Genomic DNA, 13,728 nt, shown 5'->3' on the forward strand with positions numbered 1-13,728 from the left:
TGGAGCAGCCCGGTAGCTCGTCAGGCTCATAACCTGAAGGTCGTTGGTTCAAATCCAACCCCCGCAACCAAATCCGAACGGCCCGTCCTCTCCAGAGGGCGGGCCGTTCGCGCATCTGGGTTATCGGACAACCCTCTCCCGACCGGTGATACCACGGGACGGTCGCACCCCATTCACGACGGTCCCGATAGGGGAGGGGCCGGACGGCGCCGCCCGCCGGCGGCGCGGCCGTAGAGGCCGGGATCAGCGGGTGCCGTACATGCGGTCCCCCGCATCACCGAGGCCCGGCACGATGTAGCCGTGATCGTCGAGATGGCTGTCGATCGCGGCGGTCCAGATTGGCACGTCAGGATGGGCTGCCTGGAAGCGGGCGATGCCCTCGGGCGCGGCTAGCAGGCAGACGAAGCGCAGATCCTGCGCGCCACGCTGCTTCAACCGCTGCAGCGCGGCGACGGCGGAATTCGCGGTCGCCAGCATCGGATCCAGAACCAGAACGGTGCGGTCAGCGAGGTCGGATGGCGCCTTGAAATAGTACTCGACCGCCTCGAGCGTGTCTGGATCTCGATAGAGGCCGATATGGGCGACGCGCGCGGAGGGCAACAACGAGAGCATGCCGTCCAGAAAGCCCACGCCCGCGCGAAGGATCGGGGCGAGCACAAGCTTCTTGCCCTGGATTTGCCGCCCCTCCATCGTCTGGATCGGGGTCTCGATCATCACCGGTTCGAGGGGCAGGTCGCGCGTCACCTCGTACGCCAGCAGCATCCCGATCTCATTGAGGAGATTGCGAAATCCCTGTGTCGAGCGCTCGCGGTCGCGCAGCAGCGTCAGCTTGTGCTGCACCAGAGGATGGTCCACCACCGTGACGGACGCCGCCATGTCGTTCCCCGTTGCCTACCCGCGGTGACGGTGTGCCGAACTGGCGGCGGCCATGCAACAACCCGCGGGAGGTTCGGCGTATGAAAAAGGGCCCCCCGCGGGAAGCGGGGAGCCCGGATGGCGTTCGGCGGATCGGGTCAGACGCTGCGAGAACCCTCACCGCCCTCGGCGCGGCGCTTGGCCATGAAGGCGTCGAACTGCTCGCGGTCCTTGGCCCGTTTCAGTTCCTCCACGAAGGCCGCGAAGGCGCGGCTCTCCTCCTGGAGTGCGCGGCGCTGGGCCTCCAGACGGTCGAGCTCGGCCCGGCGGTAATCGTCGAAGGCCGCATTGCCGGAGGAGCCGCGGTTGGCAGCCTCGAAGGCCTGGGCGAAGCGCGAGACCGGCCGGCCGCCATCCCGAAGACGCTCGCCGAGACCGCGCAACTCGGACAGCGCCGGATAGCCAGCCACCTTCCAGGCGACGAGGGCGAGACCGATCGGCCACCAGTAGATGAAGGCCAGGACGATCGCACCGATCTCGATCGAGCGGCGCGGGAAGGGGCCCGAGCGGCAGACCCTGCCGTTGGCCCAGGGGTTGGATGAGGTTGTGCTCACGGGTGGGCTCCGCGTTCATGTGAACGACGTTAACATGCGGGGTCGCCGTGAGCGTTTCAAGGGGCGGGCACGCGCGGGCGCGACGGTCAGGGCCGTCCGGTACCCGCGCCGTGAACGAGAGCGAGCACACCCGCGCGCAGGAGCTCGTACTTGTCGGGCAGGCCCGGCCCCTTCGGCAGGTGGCCCGCGGCCGAAAGTGTGGCGAGGCCGTGCGCCAGCGCCCAGACCTCCAACGCGATGAAGCGCGGGGTCACGCCGCCGAACCCCTCCGGGAAGGTCGTCCGCAGCGCCTCGACCAACATGTCGAACGGGCTCGGCCGAGCCGGAGAGTCGATGCTGACGTGGAGGCCCCGCGTCTCGAAGATCGCCGCGTAGTAGGCCGGCTCCTCCTCGGCGAAGGCCAGATACGCTTCGCCCATCCGGGTGAAGCGCTCCAGTGCGGTGCCGCGGGAGGTGAGCGCCCGGGCGAGGCGCTCGGCGAGGTCGGCAAATCCGCGCCCGGCCAGTTCCTCCAGCAGCGCCTCGCGACCGCGAAAGTGGCGGTAGAGCGCGGCCGGCGTCACGCCGACGAGGCGCGCGGCATCGACCAGGGTGAAGCCCGCGATGCCCCGCTCGGCGATGAAGCGGCGCGCCGCCTCGATCAGGGCTTCCTTGAGGTTGCCGTGGTGGTAGCCGCGCCGGTCGCCCGGTCCGTCCCGCCAGGGTCGCAACAGAGATCTCCCGTCCTCGCCCCGTGGCGACGGGGTGCCGAAGGCTTCCGGCAGGCTCTAGCAGGTTTGTGGAGCGTTTCGATGCCTTTGTGACGCGCCCCGGCATGGGGCCGGGAAAACTTGACAGGACGGGCGGGACTTGCTGCAACATTGTTGCACTCCACGCCAACCCGAGCAGCCGGCTCATCGCTGGCGGAGATTTCATGGCCTTCGTCAGTCTGAAAGCGTGGCGGACCCGCTCGGCGGAGCGGGCGACGCTGGCATCCCGCCTCAAGCAGGACCTGCGAGACGCTCTCGGTCTCGGACCGTGCGATGCGCTCACCGTCAACGAGATCGCCTGCGCGGATCCCGGCTGTCCCGATCTTGAGACGATCGTGCTGGTGATGCGGGAGGGGGAGCCGACGCGGGGGCTGCGCATCCGCCGAACCCTGGAGGCGGTGACGCCTGAGGACAGGGCCGCGCTCGTCGCCGAGGAGCGGCAGCGGCGGGAGGCGGGTGAGCCTTAAGTCGGGATGGGGAGGCGATCTCGTTCCCGGCTCGGGATGCCGGGCGGCGAGCTCCGATCTCGTTCGGGGCTCGCAACTCACAGTCGTCCTACTTCCATGCCATTCAATTCTGCCGGGATCGACAGTCATGGAGGGCGGGATGCGCATCGGGGTGCGATCTCGTGAGACGACCGGTCACCGTATCGAGCAGGATATCCGGGATTTTCATGGGCCCGGCGGCGCGAAATGCTGCCGGCCGTCACGGTTTGTGCACCATTTCCCGCTCAGATCGACGGAGGCGATCGGGCGATCGGAGTTGGGAATGCCGGACGAACGCGTCCTGCGGGCCGTGGTGCTCGACGACGGCGAGATGAACAACCTCCTCACCGTCACCGCGCTGCAACCGATCGCAGGCTGCGTGGCCCACGACTTCACCGCGCCCGCCGAGGCGATCGCCTTCGCGGCTGCGCGCGCGCCCGAGATCGGCGTGTTCATCACCGACTACGAGATGCCCGGCATGAACGGGCTCGAGGTCATCCGAGCGGTGCGGCGGGTGCCCGGCCTCGCGAGTCTGCCGATCGTCATGGTGACGAGCTACGATCAGCGCTCGCTCCGCCGTGAGGCGCTGGAGGCTGGCGCCACCGACTTCCTCGGCAAGCCGGCGGACCCGGTCGAGATCCGGGCGCGCGTATCGAACCTCCTCGCCCTCGCGCGGGCGCACATGGTGCAGCGCGACCACGCCGCCGAACTCGCCCGGGAGGTCGCCGCCGCGGTCGCCCTGGTGGAGGAGCGCGAGCGCGAGATCGTCTCCACGCTGATGCGCGCGGCCGAGAACCGGGACACCGACACGGGCGACCACATCGCCCGCGTCTCGGCCTATGTCGGCCTCATCGCCGAGGCCTTGCATCTGCCGCCGACGGAGCGGCGTCAGTTGTGCCTTGCCGCGACCATGCACGATGTCGGCAAGATCGGCGTGCCGGACGCCATCCTGCTCAAGCCCGGCCTGCTCACGGTGGAGGAGCGCCGCGAGATGGAGCGGCACGCCGAGCGGGGCTGGCGCATCCTGGGCGGCAGCGCCTCGCCGGTGATGCGACTGGCGGCCGAGATCGCGCTGAGCCACCACGAGCGCTGGGACGGCACCGGCTACCCGCACCGCCTGGCCGGCGAGGCCATCCCGCTCTCCGGCCGGGTCGTGGCCGTGGCGGACGTTTTCGACGCGCTGACCACCGAGCGCCCCTACAAGCAGGCTTGGCCGCCCGAGCGCGCCCGCCAGTACCTCGTCGAGGCCGCGGGCCAGCACTTCGACCCGGCCATCGTCTCGGCCTTCCTCGGGCGCTGGCCGGCGGTCCAAGCGTTCCTCGACAGTCACCGCGCCGGACAGATGCGCGGCGCAGCTTGAATCCGGCGCGTGAGGCGGCTGCGTAACCCGCCGCGGCCCGCGGCGAACAGGAATCGGACAGGGCCCCGGAGCCCGCGAGGACACGCCATGCTCACCCGTCGCCGGATCGTTGCGCTCGCTGCGCTCCTCACCGTGATCGCCGCTCCCGCCCGGGCCGGCGAGGTCGTGCCCTTCGAGGCGGAGGCTTTCGCGGTCGCCCAGCGGGCGGGAGCGCCGATCCTCGTGGCGGTCTCGGCGCCCTGGTGCCCGATCTGCAAGGCGCAGAAGCCGATCCTGGCGCGGCTGGCGGCCGAGCCGCGGTTCCGTGATCTGCGCGTCTTCACGATCGATTTCGATACGCAGAAGGATCTGCTGCGCCGTTTCGATGCCCGGATGCAGAGCACCCTGATCGCCTTCAAGGGCGCCGCCGAGACCGGCCGCTCGGTCGGCGAGACGCAGGTGGAGTGGATCGAGGGGCTGGTGGAGAAGACGCTGTAGAGCCGCTGCCCGTCGAGCGCGGTGGGTCCCCGTATACGGAACCGTTTAAGGTCGTGTGCATCGGCCGATGCCACCGCACTCCCTTCCCCTCGGAGGGGGGAGGGAGTGCCGTGGCCGGCGAGGGCGCATGGAATGCCCTCAGCGCTTGAAGAATGCGTCTGCCGCGCCGCGCGCACTCTCCTTGGCGGCGCGGGCTGCCTCGAGCCGCGCGATCTCCCGACGCAGCAGGTCGATCCGCTCGGCGAGATCATCGACCGAGAGCGCGTCGAGCGCTTGGCCGACCTCGTGCGTGGGCGCCTTGCGCACCCGATCCTCGTCCTCCCGCACCCCGTCCTCCCTGGCTAACGAACACTCACCACCATGCGTGGCCCGCCGCGAGCTTCGGAAGGCCGAGATGGCGCGCCACCGTCGCGCCGATATCCGAAAGGCTCGCCCGGCGCCCGACGGGCCCCGCAGGAATGCCGGGGCCGAAGGCCAGGACCGGAACCTGCTCGCGGGTGTGGTCGGTGCCGGTCCAGGTCGGGTCGTTGCCGTGATCGGCTGTGATCAGGCAGAGGTCGCCCGGCCGCAGAATCGCATCGATCTCGGGGATGCGCGCGTCGAACGCCTCCAGCGCGGCGGCGTAGCCCGGCAGATCGCGCGGGTGCCCATACTCGGTGTCGAAATCGACGAGGTTCAGGAAGACGAGGCCGCCCTCGGGCAGATCGTGAAACGCCGCGAGCGCCGCGTCGAGGCCGGCCCGATTACCGGCGGCCTTCACCTCGCGGCCGGTCGAGCGGTGGGCGAAGATGTCGCCGATCTTGCCGACGCTGACCACGGCGCGGCCGCTCGCCAGGTCGAGCAGGGTCTCGCCGGGCGGCGCGACGGCGAAATCCCGGCGGTTCCCGGTGCGCCGGAACCCCGTTTCCGCGTCGCCCAGAAAGGGACGCGCGATGACGCGGCCGATCCGGTAATCGTCGCAGAGCGCGCGGGCGGTGCGGCAGAGGTCGTACAGGCGCTCCAACCCGAAGGCCTCCTCGTGGGCCGCGATCTGGAACACGCTGTCGGCGGAGGTGTAGCAGATCGGCCGGCCCGTCCGCAGGTGCTCGGCCCCGAGCCGCGCCACGATCGCCGCGCCCGCCGCGTGGCAGTCGCCGAGGATGCCGGGGATACCGCCGCGCTCGATCAGCGCGCGGGTCAGCGCCTCCGGGAAGGCGGGGCGCGTGTCGGGAAAGTGGCCCCAGGGCTCACGCATCGGCAGGCCGGCGATCTCCCAGTGGCCCGACGGCGTGTCCTTGCCGGCGGCGGTCTCGACGGCGTGGCCCCACGCCCCTCGCGCCGGACCCGCGATCTCCAGGCCCGGCGGCACGCGACCGCTCGCGCCCGCCGCAGCGAGACCGAGACCGAGGGTGGCGAGGTGCGGCAGGCGTAGGCGGCCGCTCCGAAGGCCCGCACGGTCGCCCGCGCCCCCGGCGCAGCCCTCCGCGATGTGCCCGAGCGTGTCGGCGCCCGCATCGCCGTAGGCGGCGGCGTCGGGCGCGCCGCCGATGCCGACGGAATCGAGCACGATGAGGAGGGCGCGGGCCATGTCAGGCCGGCTCCAGCTCGGCGATCGCCTCGCTCTTCAGGTTGAAGGCGGCCGCGAACAGGGTGCGGGTGTAGGCGGTCCGGGGCGCCGCGAAGATCGCTTCCGCCGGCCCCTCCTCAACGACCTGCCCGTTCTGCATGACGAGAACGTGGTTGGCGAGCGCGCGCACCACCTTCAGGTCGTGGCTGATGAACAGGTAGGCGAGGCCGCGCTCGCGCTGGAGGTCGCGCAGCAGCGCGACGATCTGGGCCTGGACCGAGCGGTCGAGGGCCGAGGTCGGCTCGTCCAGCACGACGAAGCGGGGCCTCAGGACGATCGCCCGCGCGATGGCGATGCGCTGGCGCTGGCCGCCCGAGAACTCGTGCGGGTAGCGGTCCATCACGGCGGGGTCGAGCCCGACATCGTGCAGCGCCCGCGCCACCACGGCCCGGCGCTCCGTGGAGGAGCGAAGCTCGCCCTGCACCACCAGCCCCTCGGCCACGATGTCGGCCACCGACATCCGCGGCGAGAGCGAACCGTAGGGATCCTGGAACACCACCTGCATGTCGCGCCGGAGCGGCCGCATCTGCGCGACGGAGAGCCCGTCGATCGGGCGGCCCATGAAGACGATCGGACCCTCCGAGCCGATCAGGCGCAGCAGGGCGAGGCCGAGCGTGGTCTTGCCCGAGCCCGACTCGCCCACGATCCCGACCGTCTCCCCGGCCCGCACGGTGAGGGAGACGCCGTCTACGGCCCGGACGTGGCCGGTGGTCCGCCGCAGCAGGCCCTCCTTCAGCGGGAACCAGACCTTCAGCGGCCCCGCCTGGAGCAGGACCGGAGCGTCGGCCGGCACCGGGTTGGCCCGGCCCTTCGGCTCGGAGGCGATCAGGCGGCGGGTATAGTCGTGCTGCGGCGATCCGAACACATCCGCGGTCGGCCCTGCCTCGACGATCCGGCCTTTCAGCATCACGCAGACCCGCGCGGCGATGCGCTCGACGATGCCAAGATCGTGGGTGATGAACAGCATTGCCATGCCGAGCCGCCGCTGTAGGTCGGCCAGTAGCGAGAGGATCTGCGCCTGCACGGTGACGTCGAGCGCCGTCGTCGGCTCGTCGGCGACGAGCAGGTCCGGCTCGCAGGCCAGCGCCATCGCGATCATCACGCGCTGGCGCTGGCCGCCGGAGAGCTCGTGCGGGTAGGCGCCCATGCGGCGCTCCGCGTCGCGCAGGCCCACGAGGTCGAGCAGCTCGAGGATGCGGGCGCGGGCCTGTCGCCCCCGGAGGCCGCGGTGGAGGGAGAGCACCTCGCCGATCTGCCGCTCGATCGTGTGAAGCGGGTTGAGCGAGGTCATCGGCTCCTGGAACACCATGGTGATGTCGGCGCCGCGCACCGCCCGCATCCGGCGCTCGGGCAGCGCCAGCAGGTCCTGGTCCTTGAAGCGGATGGTCCCCGAGAGCTCCGCCGCACCGTCGACGAGGCGCAGGATCGAGAGCGCGGTGACAGACTTGCCGGAACCCGACTCACCGACCAAAGCCACGGTCTCGCCCGGCGCGATGGTGAAGCCGACGCGATCGACCGCCCGGGTGCCGCCGGGGAAGGTGACCGAGAGATCCTCGACGGAGAGCAGCGGGTCCGGCATCGCGCCTGCGGGTTCGGGGCGCGGCGGAAGGTGCCGCGCGTCGGCGGATTATAGCGCGGCGGGTCCGGGAGGGCGAACGCGGTTCGCTCCCGCTCGAGGCCCGGCCTCCCCCTTCCGCGAAGGCGGGAGGCCGCCGCGCGCATTGATCGCGCCGCCCGCAGCGCTAGAACCCGCGGCGTGACATCCTTGCATCCCTGGATTCTCGCCGCGCTCGGCGCGCTCCTGCTCGCCGGCCCGGCGCGCGCCGTGCCCTCCGAGGGCGCGACCGAGACCGTCGAGCAGGCTCTCTGCCGGCTGATCGAGGGCTCGGCCAAGGCCCGCGGCCTGCCGGTGCCGTTCCTGACCCGGCTGATCTGGCGCGAGAGCAGCTTCAAGGTCGGCGTGGTGAGCCCGGCGGGCGCCCAAGGGGTGGCGCAGTTCATGCCCGGCACCGCGCGTGAGCGCGGGCTCGCCGATCCGTTCGATCCCGAGCAGGCGATCCCCCACGCCGCGCACCTGCTCGCCGACCTCAAGCGCCAGTTCGGCAATCTCGGGCTCGCCGCGGCGGCCTACAACGGCGGTCCCCAGCGCGTGACGAACTGGCTCGCGGGCACCGGCGGCCTGCCGGCCGAGACCCGGGCCTACGTGCTCTGGATCACCGGGAGCCCGGCGGAAGATTTTCGTAACGGCGCGGGCGGGGGCGCGATCGAGTTTCCCGAGGGCAGGCCCGAGAAGCGCGAAGCCAAGACCGAGCCGAAGCCGGAGCCCGTCATCGAGACGCAGCAGACCTGCCTGCAGACCACGGCGGCGCTGCGGATCCCGTCCCGCGGCGACCGCTTCGCCACGGGCCCGAGCGAGGGGCCGGTGGCGCCCTGGGGCATCCAGCTCGCGGGCAACTTCTCGAAGTCGCTTGCGCTGGCGAGCTTCTCGCGGGCCCGCTCGGCCTACGCGAAGGTGATCGGCGACGTGCGCCCGATGATCATCGGCACCCGCTTCCGCAACCGCGGCACACGCGCCTTCTACCGGGTCCGCATACCGGCCGAGAGCCGGCAGGCCGCGGACGGCCTCTGCGCCAAGATCCGCGGCGTCGGCGGCGCCTGCCTCGTGCTGAAGACCTGACGCGCCCGAGCCGGCCGCGATCCACCTGCCCGATCCCGACCCGATCCGGCCATGAATCCGCCCGCTGCCGCGGGTCTTGAGGCACCAAAGGGGCCATCGATCACCGCATGATTCGCGTTCTCACCGGACTCGTCAGCCTGCTCTGCCTCGTGCTCGGCGCGCTCGGTCTCTCCGCCTGCTCGCCGCTCGCCCTGTTCGACGCGATCGGCCCGCGCGACACCGGCGGACGGCAGGCGGCGCAGGACCTTCCCTTCGCGGAAGGCCCGCGCGGCGGCCTCGACGTCTACGTGCCGGTCAAAACCGTCGAGCACGCGCCGGTCCTCGTGTTCTTCTACGGCGGCTCCTGGCAGAGCAGGCAGCGGGGCGACTACGCCTTCGTCGGCCAGGCGCTCGCCGCGCAGGGGTTCGTGACGGTGGTGCCCGACTATCGGCTCTACCCGGAGGCGCCGTTCCCGGCCTTCCTAGAGGACGGCGCACGCGCGATCGCCTGGGTGCGCGACAACATCGCGGCCTACGGCGGCGACCCGCGCCGCATCGTGCTGGCGGGCCACTCGGCCGGCGCCTACAACGCGCTGATGCTGGCGCTCGACCCGCGCTACCTGCGCGGCGCCGGGGTCGATCCCCGCACGATCCGGGCGGTGGCGGGGCTGTCCGGCCCCTACGACTTCCTGCCCTTCGACCACGAGACCTCGGTCCGGGTCTTCGGCGACGCGCCCGACAAGGCGGCGACCCAGCCCGTGACCTTCGCGGGCCCGAACGCGCCACCGGCCTTCCTGGCGAGCGGCGAGGCCGACACCGTGGTCCGCCCGCGCAACACCCGCAGCCTCGCCGAGCGGCTGCGCCGCGCCCACGTGCCGGTGCAGGAGCGGATCTATCCGGGCCTCGACCACAGCGACACCCTGCTGGCCCTTTCCATCACCTTTCGCTCGAAGGCGCCGGTACTCGCCGAGATGGCGGCCTTCCTGAAGGGGCAGGCTGCCGGCCGTCAGCAGGTGACGATCCGGCAGCGCTGATCAGCGCGCGTCGACCGGCGCCGCCCCCTCCGGCGGCACCGGCCGCGGCCGGCGGTCCGGCCCGATCGCCACGAAGGTGAAGGTCCCCTCCGTCACCTTGCGGGTGGCCTCACCCTCGCGCTCGCGGCGCCATACCTCGACATGGATCCGGATCGAGGTGCGGCCGACCTTGAGGATGCGGGCGTAGAGGCTGACCTCGTCGCCGACGAAGACCGGGCTGTGGAAGGTCATCGCCTCCACCGAGATCGTGGCGCAGCGCCCCCGTGCCCGCCGGGCCGCGACGTTGCCGGCGGCGAGATCCATCTGCGCCATCAGCCAGCCGCCGAAGATGTCGCCGGCCGGGTTCGTGTCGGACGGCATCGCGATGGTGCGGATGACGGGCGCGCCGCGGTCCCGCGGCTGGACGGTCTCGGCCGGTAACGGATCCAGCGCGACGGCTGGCAAGGTATCTGTGCTCATGGGATCTCCCGATATCCCCTTACTCGGGGAGCGCGAAGACCAGAAGAGCATCCCCCGTGCCGAAGCCCGACGCCTTGGTGAAGGAGGCGCCGCCCGCGGCAACCGCCACGTATTGCCGTCCGTCGAGCGCGTAGGTCACCGCCGGCCCGCTGATCCCGGCACCGCACTGGAAGCGCCAGAGGATTCTGCCGGTCTCGGCGTCGTGCGCGTCGAGATGGCCGTCCTCCTCGCCCGAGAAGACGAGGCCGCCGGCCGTCGCCAGCGTTCCGCCCGACAGGCGGCTTCCCGCGCGGACCGACCAGAGGATCCGCCCGCTCCCGCCGAGATCGAGAGCAGTGAGCGTGCTGAAGCTCGGCTCGCCCCTCGCCTCGCTCGTCTCGGTGTAGCGGATCTCCGGGCGCCCGGGGCCGCCTGCAACCGTCTTGACCGTGTAGGTCGCGGCCCCGTGCCGGACCTGGAGGTAGGCGCGTCCCGTGCCCGCGTCATAGGCGGTCGGCGGCCAGGACACCGCCCCGAGCGGGCCGGGGCTGACCACGGTGCCCTCCGGGCTCGGCGGCCGGTAGAGGTTCTTCTGGGTAATCAGGGGCTCGGAGCGCTGCAGCAGCGCGCCGGTCGCCCGGTCGTGCACGTAGACCCAGCCGGTCTTGCTTGCCGAGGCCACGGCCTTGACGGTCCGCCCGTCGGCCCCGCGCCAGTCGAGCAACACGGGCGGGCTCGCCACGTCGTAGCCCCACTCCTCGTGCGGCACCTGCTGGTGGTGCCAGCGCAGCGTGCCCGTTCGGATGTCGAGGGCCACGAGGCTCATCGTGTAGAGGTTGTCGCCAGGCCGCGAGAGGCCGAAATTCTGCGGCGCCGGGTTGCCGGTGCCGAGAAAGATCAGGCCGAGATCGGGATCGTAGGCCGGCGTCATCCAGAGCGAGCCGCCGCCCACCCGCCACGCCTCCCGGTGTGCGGGCGCCGCCGCCCGCTCGGCGGCGACGTCGCGGTGGAGCGGCTCGCCGTCGGCGGTCTTCTCGACGAAGCCGCCCTCCCACCCGTCCTCCTTGGTGACGTACCAGCGCCAGCGCTCTGCGCCGGTCCTGGCATCGTAGGCCGCGAGCCAGCCGCGCCGTCCGTAGCCGCCCTCGATACCGACGACCGCGCCGCCATCGAGCCCGCCGCGCTCGTCCTCGACGTGCAGGCCGTAGCCCGCGCCGGTGACGCCCACGATCACCAGCCCCTCGGCCACCAGCGGCGGCATCTTGAAGCCGAGCCGGCTCGAGCCCTGCACCGGCTTGCCGCCGAGCGTCTGGGCGAGGCCGGACGCCGTCTCGCTCTCGCCCTCCTCGGGCCGCACCGCCTCGTGGTCCCAGACCAGGGCGCCGGTCCGCTGGTCGAGCGCGACGACGCGGCCGTCCATGGTGGCTTGGTAGACGAGCCCGCCCGCCACCGCGACGCCGCGGTTCGAGGGCGGCCCGAAGATCTTTTCCGTGCGCGCCCGATGCGTGTAGGTCCAGAGGGGGCGGCCGGTGCGCGCATCGAGCGCCGCGACGTTGTTGCCGGTGGTCGAGACGTAGAGGGCGCCGTCGACCATCACCGGCTGGGCCTGGAAGTAGCCTGTCACCCCCGTCTGGAAGAGCCAGGCCGGGCGCAGCCGCGCGACGTTGCCACGGTCGATGGCGGCGAGAGGCGAGAAGTTCCGGTTCGTGGCGTCGCGCCCGAAAGCCGGCCACTCCGCGTCGGCGGCATGTCCGGGAAGGGCCCCGAGGGCGACGAGAGCGAGCGCGGTCAGTCGCGACAGCATGGGTCCTCCTGGTATTCCCGTTCGATCATCGCCCGTGCCGCGCTCCCGCTCCCCGGAGGGAGAGCGACGCGCTATCGCGGCGCCTTCGCCAGCTGTCCCGGCGCGTTCTGCGCGCCCATCGCCTGCGCCATCTCGGCGGCGGTCTGGCCCCCTGCATCGCGCCGGTCCGGGTCGGCGCCGCGCGCGAGCAGGAGTTCGATGATCTCGGTGCGGTCGAACATCGCTGCCGTCATCAGGGCGGTGCGGCTGCCCTCGCCCGTGCCGTCCACCTGGGCGCCGTGGTCGAGCAGCATCCGGGCGATCTCGATCTCGCCCTTGAAGGCGGCGCCCGCGAGCGGGGTCTGGCCGCGGTCGTTGGCGAGTTCCGGGTCGCCGCCGGCCTCCAGGATCACCCGAACGGTCTCGGGCTGTCCGTTATAGGCGGCGAGCATCAGGAGGCTGTCGCCCTTGTCGTTGCGCAGGTTCGCCGGCAGGCCCTGGCCGAACAGCTCGGCGAGTTCCGCGGCGTGCCCCATGCGAGCGTACTGGAAGACGCGCCCCGCGAAGGCCAGGGTGGCGTCGTCGAGGGTGGGCGGCTCATGGTCGGCGGACATCGGGACACTCGCGGATCACCAGGGGCTGCCCGCGGATCTGGCGCCGGATCCGTCCGCTGTCCAGCGGGTCCCGGCGTTCGCACACTGTGCTTGGACGACCTTGGCGGATTCCACCTCCCGAATGCGGGGAGGGAGCTGCCACACCTCGCCGGCAACGCGACGAGTGCGGCCTGCGACGATAAGGGAAGCGCGAGCCGACGCGCCGTGGCGCTGAAGCGCGGTCCGTGCCGATTGCGGCTGTTGCTCGAATCCGCGAGCGGTGCTGCAGAATCCCGATTGACGCGGTCGCGTTCCACACCTAAATGCCTCCCCACACCGCCGGAAACGGACGGTTGCCCAGGTGGCGGAATTGGTAGACGCGCTGGTTTCAGGTACCAGTCTCGCAAGAGGTGAAGGTTCGAGTCCTTTCCTGGGCACCAACTGATATGCAAGTTGCTGTAATCAGTTGGTTTTCCGCTTTCGATCCCCTACCATCGCCACCGGTACGGGAGTTCTGAAAGCCTCCCGGGCTAATTTCGCCCGGCTCGCGGTCCGCGTGTAGGCCGCAGTCTCCCGGCTCCCATCAGCCCATCCAAACAGAGCATTCAGCTGCGCCTCGCTGGCGCCTGCTTCCGCTGCTCTGCGCGCGCCAGCCTTCCACAATCCATGCGCTGAGCCGGGACAATCGGCCTCACGGCAGACCTTCCCGAACCATGTCCCAAAGCTTTCCTTGGTGAAGGGCGTCCCCCGCTCGGTGGCAATGAAAGTCAATTCGCCGGTCGGCGCTGCGGCGATCGAATCGGCCAGCTGCGGCAGGATGGGTGCGATCACCGGCATGCCGGTCTTTTCGGTGCGGATCGTGAATTCGCCCGTGCGCACATGGGGCCGTCCCAAGCGCACGGCGTCGCCGCGCCGGAGGCCTGTGTAGAGCAGGAGGTCGAAGGCAAGGCGCTGACGGGTGCCGAGCTTCCGCTTGGCCTCGAACCGCGCGAGCTCCTCCTCTGTCCAGGCATGGAAGCCAGCTTCGTCGTTCTTGCCTGCCAGCAGCTTGATGCCGAGCGTGGGATCCACCTTCACG

Annotated in this window: 15 protein-coding genes and 1 tRNA gene; 6 read left to right on the forward strand and 10 right to left on the reverse strand. The window is 71.4% G+C overall.

What is annotated here, in order from left to right; all coding sequences use genetic code 11:
• Positions 1–243: 243 nt before the first annotated feature.
• From upp to MFF56_RS19350, 3 genes are all read right to left on the reverse strand, one after another.
• On the reverse strand, positions 244–876 hold the full coding sequence (gene upp / locus MFF56_RS19340) for a uracil phosphoribosyltransferase (RefSeq protein ID WP_066918696.1): 633 nt from the start codon (positions 874–876) through the stop codon (positions 244–246).
• A 137-nt stretch (positions 877–1,013) separates the two neighbouring features.
• Entirely contained in the window at positions 1,014–1,469 is a 456-nt protein-coding gene (locus MFF56_RS19345; protein WP_066918694.1) for a DUF2852 domain-containing protein, read from the reverse strand.
• An 86-nt stretch (positions 1,470–1,555) separates the two neighbouring features.
• On the reverse strand, positions 1,556–2,179 hold the full coding sequence (locus MFF56_RS19350) for a TetR/AcrR family transcriptional regulator (RefSeq protein WP_066918692.1): 624 nt from the start codon (positions 2,177–2,179) through the stop codon (positions 1,556–1,558).
• A 203-nt stretch (positions 2,180–2,382) separates the two neighbouring features.
• Between MFF56_RS19350 and MFF56_RS19355 the strand changes: the two genes are divergently transcribed.
• From MFF56_RS19355 to MFF56_RS19365, 3 genes are all read left to right on the forward strand, one after another.
• Positions 2,383–2,685, forward strand: coding sequence for a hypothetical protein (locus tag MFF56_RS19355; protein WP_238230611.1), 303 nt, complete (start codon positions 2,383–2,385; stop codon positions 2,683–2,685).
• Positions 2,686–2,986: 301 nt separating this feature from the next.
• Positions 2,987–4,063, forward strand: coding sequence for an HD-GYP domain-containing protein (locus tag MFF56_RS19360; protein WP_373324136.1), 1,077 nt, complete (start codon positions 2,987–2,989; stop codon positions 4,061–4,063).
• Between the two features lie 87 nt (positions 4,064–4,150).
• Positions 4,151–4,540 carry a thioredoxin family protein gene (locus tag MFF56_RS19365; RefSeq protein ID WP_066924099.1) on the forward strand — a complete coding sequence of 130 codons (390 nt, stop codon included), beginning with the start codon at positions 4,151–4,153 and terminating at the stop codon, positions 4,538–4,540.
• A 138-nt stretch (positions 4,541–4,678) separates the two neighbouring features.
• Here MFF56_RS19365 and MFF56_RS19370 read toward each other — a convergent pair whose 3' ends face one another.
• From MFF56_RS19370 to MFF56_RS19380, 3 genes are read right to left on the reverse strand one after another with little or no spacing between them, the layout of a single operon-like run.
• On the reverse strand, positions 4,679–4,867 hold the full coding sequence (locus MFF56_RS19370; RefSeq protein WP_066924098.1) for a DUF1192 domain-containing protein: 189 nt from the start codon (positions 4,865–4,867) through the stop codon (positions 4,679–4,681).
• Positions 4,868–4,892: 25 nt separating this feature from the next.
• Positions 4,893–6,107: a phosphopentomutase gene (locus MFF56_RS19375; RefSeq protein ID WP_066924096.1), complete on the reverse strand. Its 1,215-nt coding sequence runs from the start codon at positions 6,105–6,107 to the stop codon at positions 4,893–4,895.
• Position 6,108: 1 nt separating this feature from the next.
• Positions 6,109–7,725, reverse strand: coding sequence for an ABC transporter ATP-binding protein (locus tag MFF56_RS19380; protein WP_066924094.1), 1,617 nt, complete (start codon positions 7,723–7,725; stop codon positions 6,109–6,111).
• 177 nt (positions 7,726–7,902) lie between these two features.
• On the opposite strand from MFF56_RS19380, the gene MFF56_RS19385 reads away from it, so the two are divergent.
• Both MFF56_RS19385 and MFF56_RS19390 read left to right on the forward strand, forming a co-directional pair.
• The gene (locus MFF56_RS19385) at positions 7,903–8,823 is read left to right on the forward strand and encodes a lytic transglycosylase domain-containing protein (RefSeq protein WP_238230612.1); all 921 of its coding nucleotides are present in this window, start codon (positions 7,903–7,905) and stop codon (positions 8,821–8,823) included.
• A 107-nt stretch (positions 8,824–8,930) separates the two neighbouring features.
• Positions 8,931–9,836: an alpha/beta hydrolase gene (locus MFF56_RS19390; protein ID WP_238230614.1), complete on the forward strand. Its 906-nt coding sequence runs from the start codon at positions 8,931–8,933 to the stop codon at positions 9,834–9,836.
• Here MFF56_RS19390 and MFF56_RS19395 read toward each other — a convergent pair whose 3' ends face one another.
• The 3 genes from MFF56_RS19395 to MFF56_RS19405 all read right to left on the reverse strand — a co-directional run bounded on the left by MFF56_RS19395 (position 9,837) and on the right by MFF56_RS19405 (position 12,671).
• On the reverse strand, positions 9,837–10,295 hold the full coding sequence (locus tag MFF56_RS19395) for an acyl-CoA thioesterase (protein ID WP_066924088.1): 459 nt from the start codon (positions 10,293–10,295) through the stop codon (positions 9,837–9,839).
• A gap of 19 nt (positions 10,296–10,314) precedes the next feature.
• The gene (locus MFF56_RS19400; RefSeq protein ID WP_066924085.1) at positions 10,315–12,078 is read right to left on the reverse strand and encodes a pyrroloquinoline quinone-dependent dehydrogenase; all 1,764 of its coding nucleotides are present in this window, start codon (positions 12,076–12,078) and stop codon (positions 10,315–10,317) included.
• Positions 12,079–12,149: 71 nt separating this feature from the next.
• Positions 12,150–12,671 carry an ankyrin repeat domain-containing protein gene (locus tag MFF56_RS19405; RefSeq protein WP_066924083.1) on the reverse strand — a complete coding sequence of 174 codons (522 nt, stop codon included), beginning with the start codon at positions 12,669–12,671 and terminating at the stop codon, positions 12,150–12,152.
• A gap of 334 nt (positions 12,672–13,005) precedes the next feature.
• On the opposite strand from MFF56_RS19405, the gene MFF56_RS19410 reads away from it, so the two are divergent.
• A tRNA-Leu gene (locus tag MFF56_RS19410) sits at positions 13,006–13,090 on the forward strand.
• A gap of 22 nt (positions 13,091–13,112) precedes the next feature.
• On the opposite strand, the gene MFF56_RS19415 is transcribed toward MFF56_RS19410, so the two are convergent.
• Positions 13,113–13,721, reverse strand: coding sequence for a tyrosine-type recombinase/integrase (locus tag MFF56_RS19415; protein ID WP_238230617.1), 609 nt, complete (start codon positions 13,719–13,721; stop codon positions 13,113–13,115).
• Positions 13,722–13,728: the final 7 nt, after the last annotated feature.

Source organism: Methylobacterium hispanicum (assembly GCF_022179285.1).
GTDB lineage: Bacteria > Pseudomonadota > Alphaproteobacteria > Rhizobiales > Beijerinckiaceae > Methylobacterium > Methylobacterium hispanicum.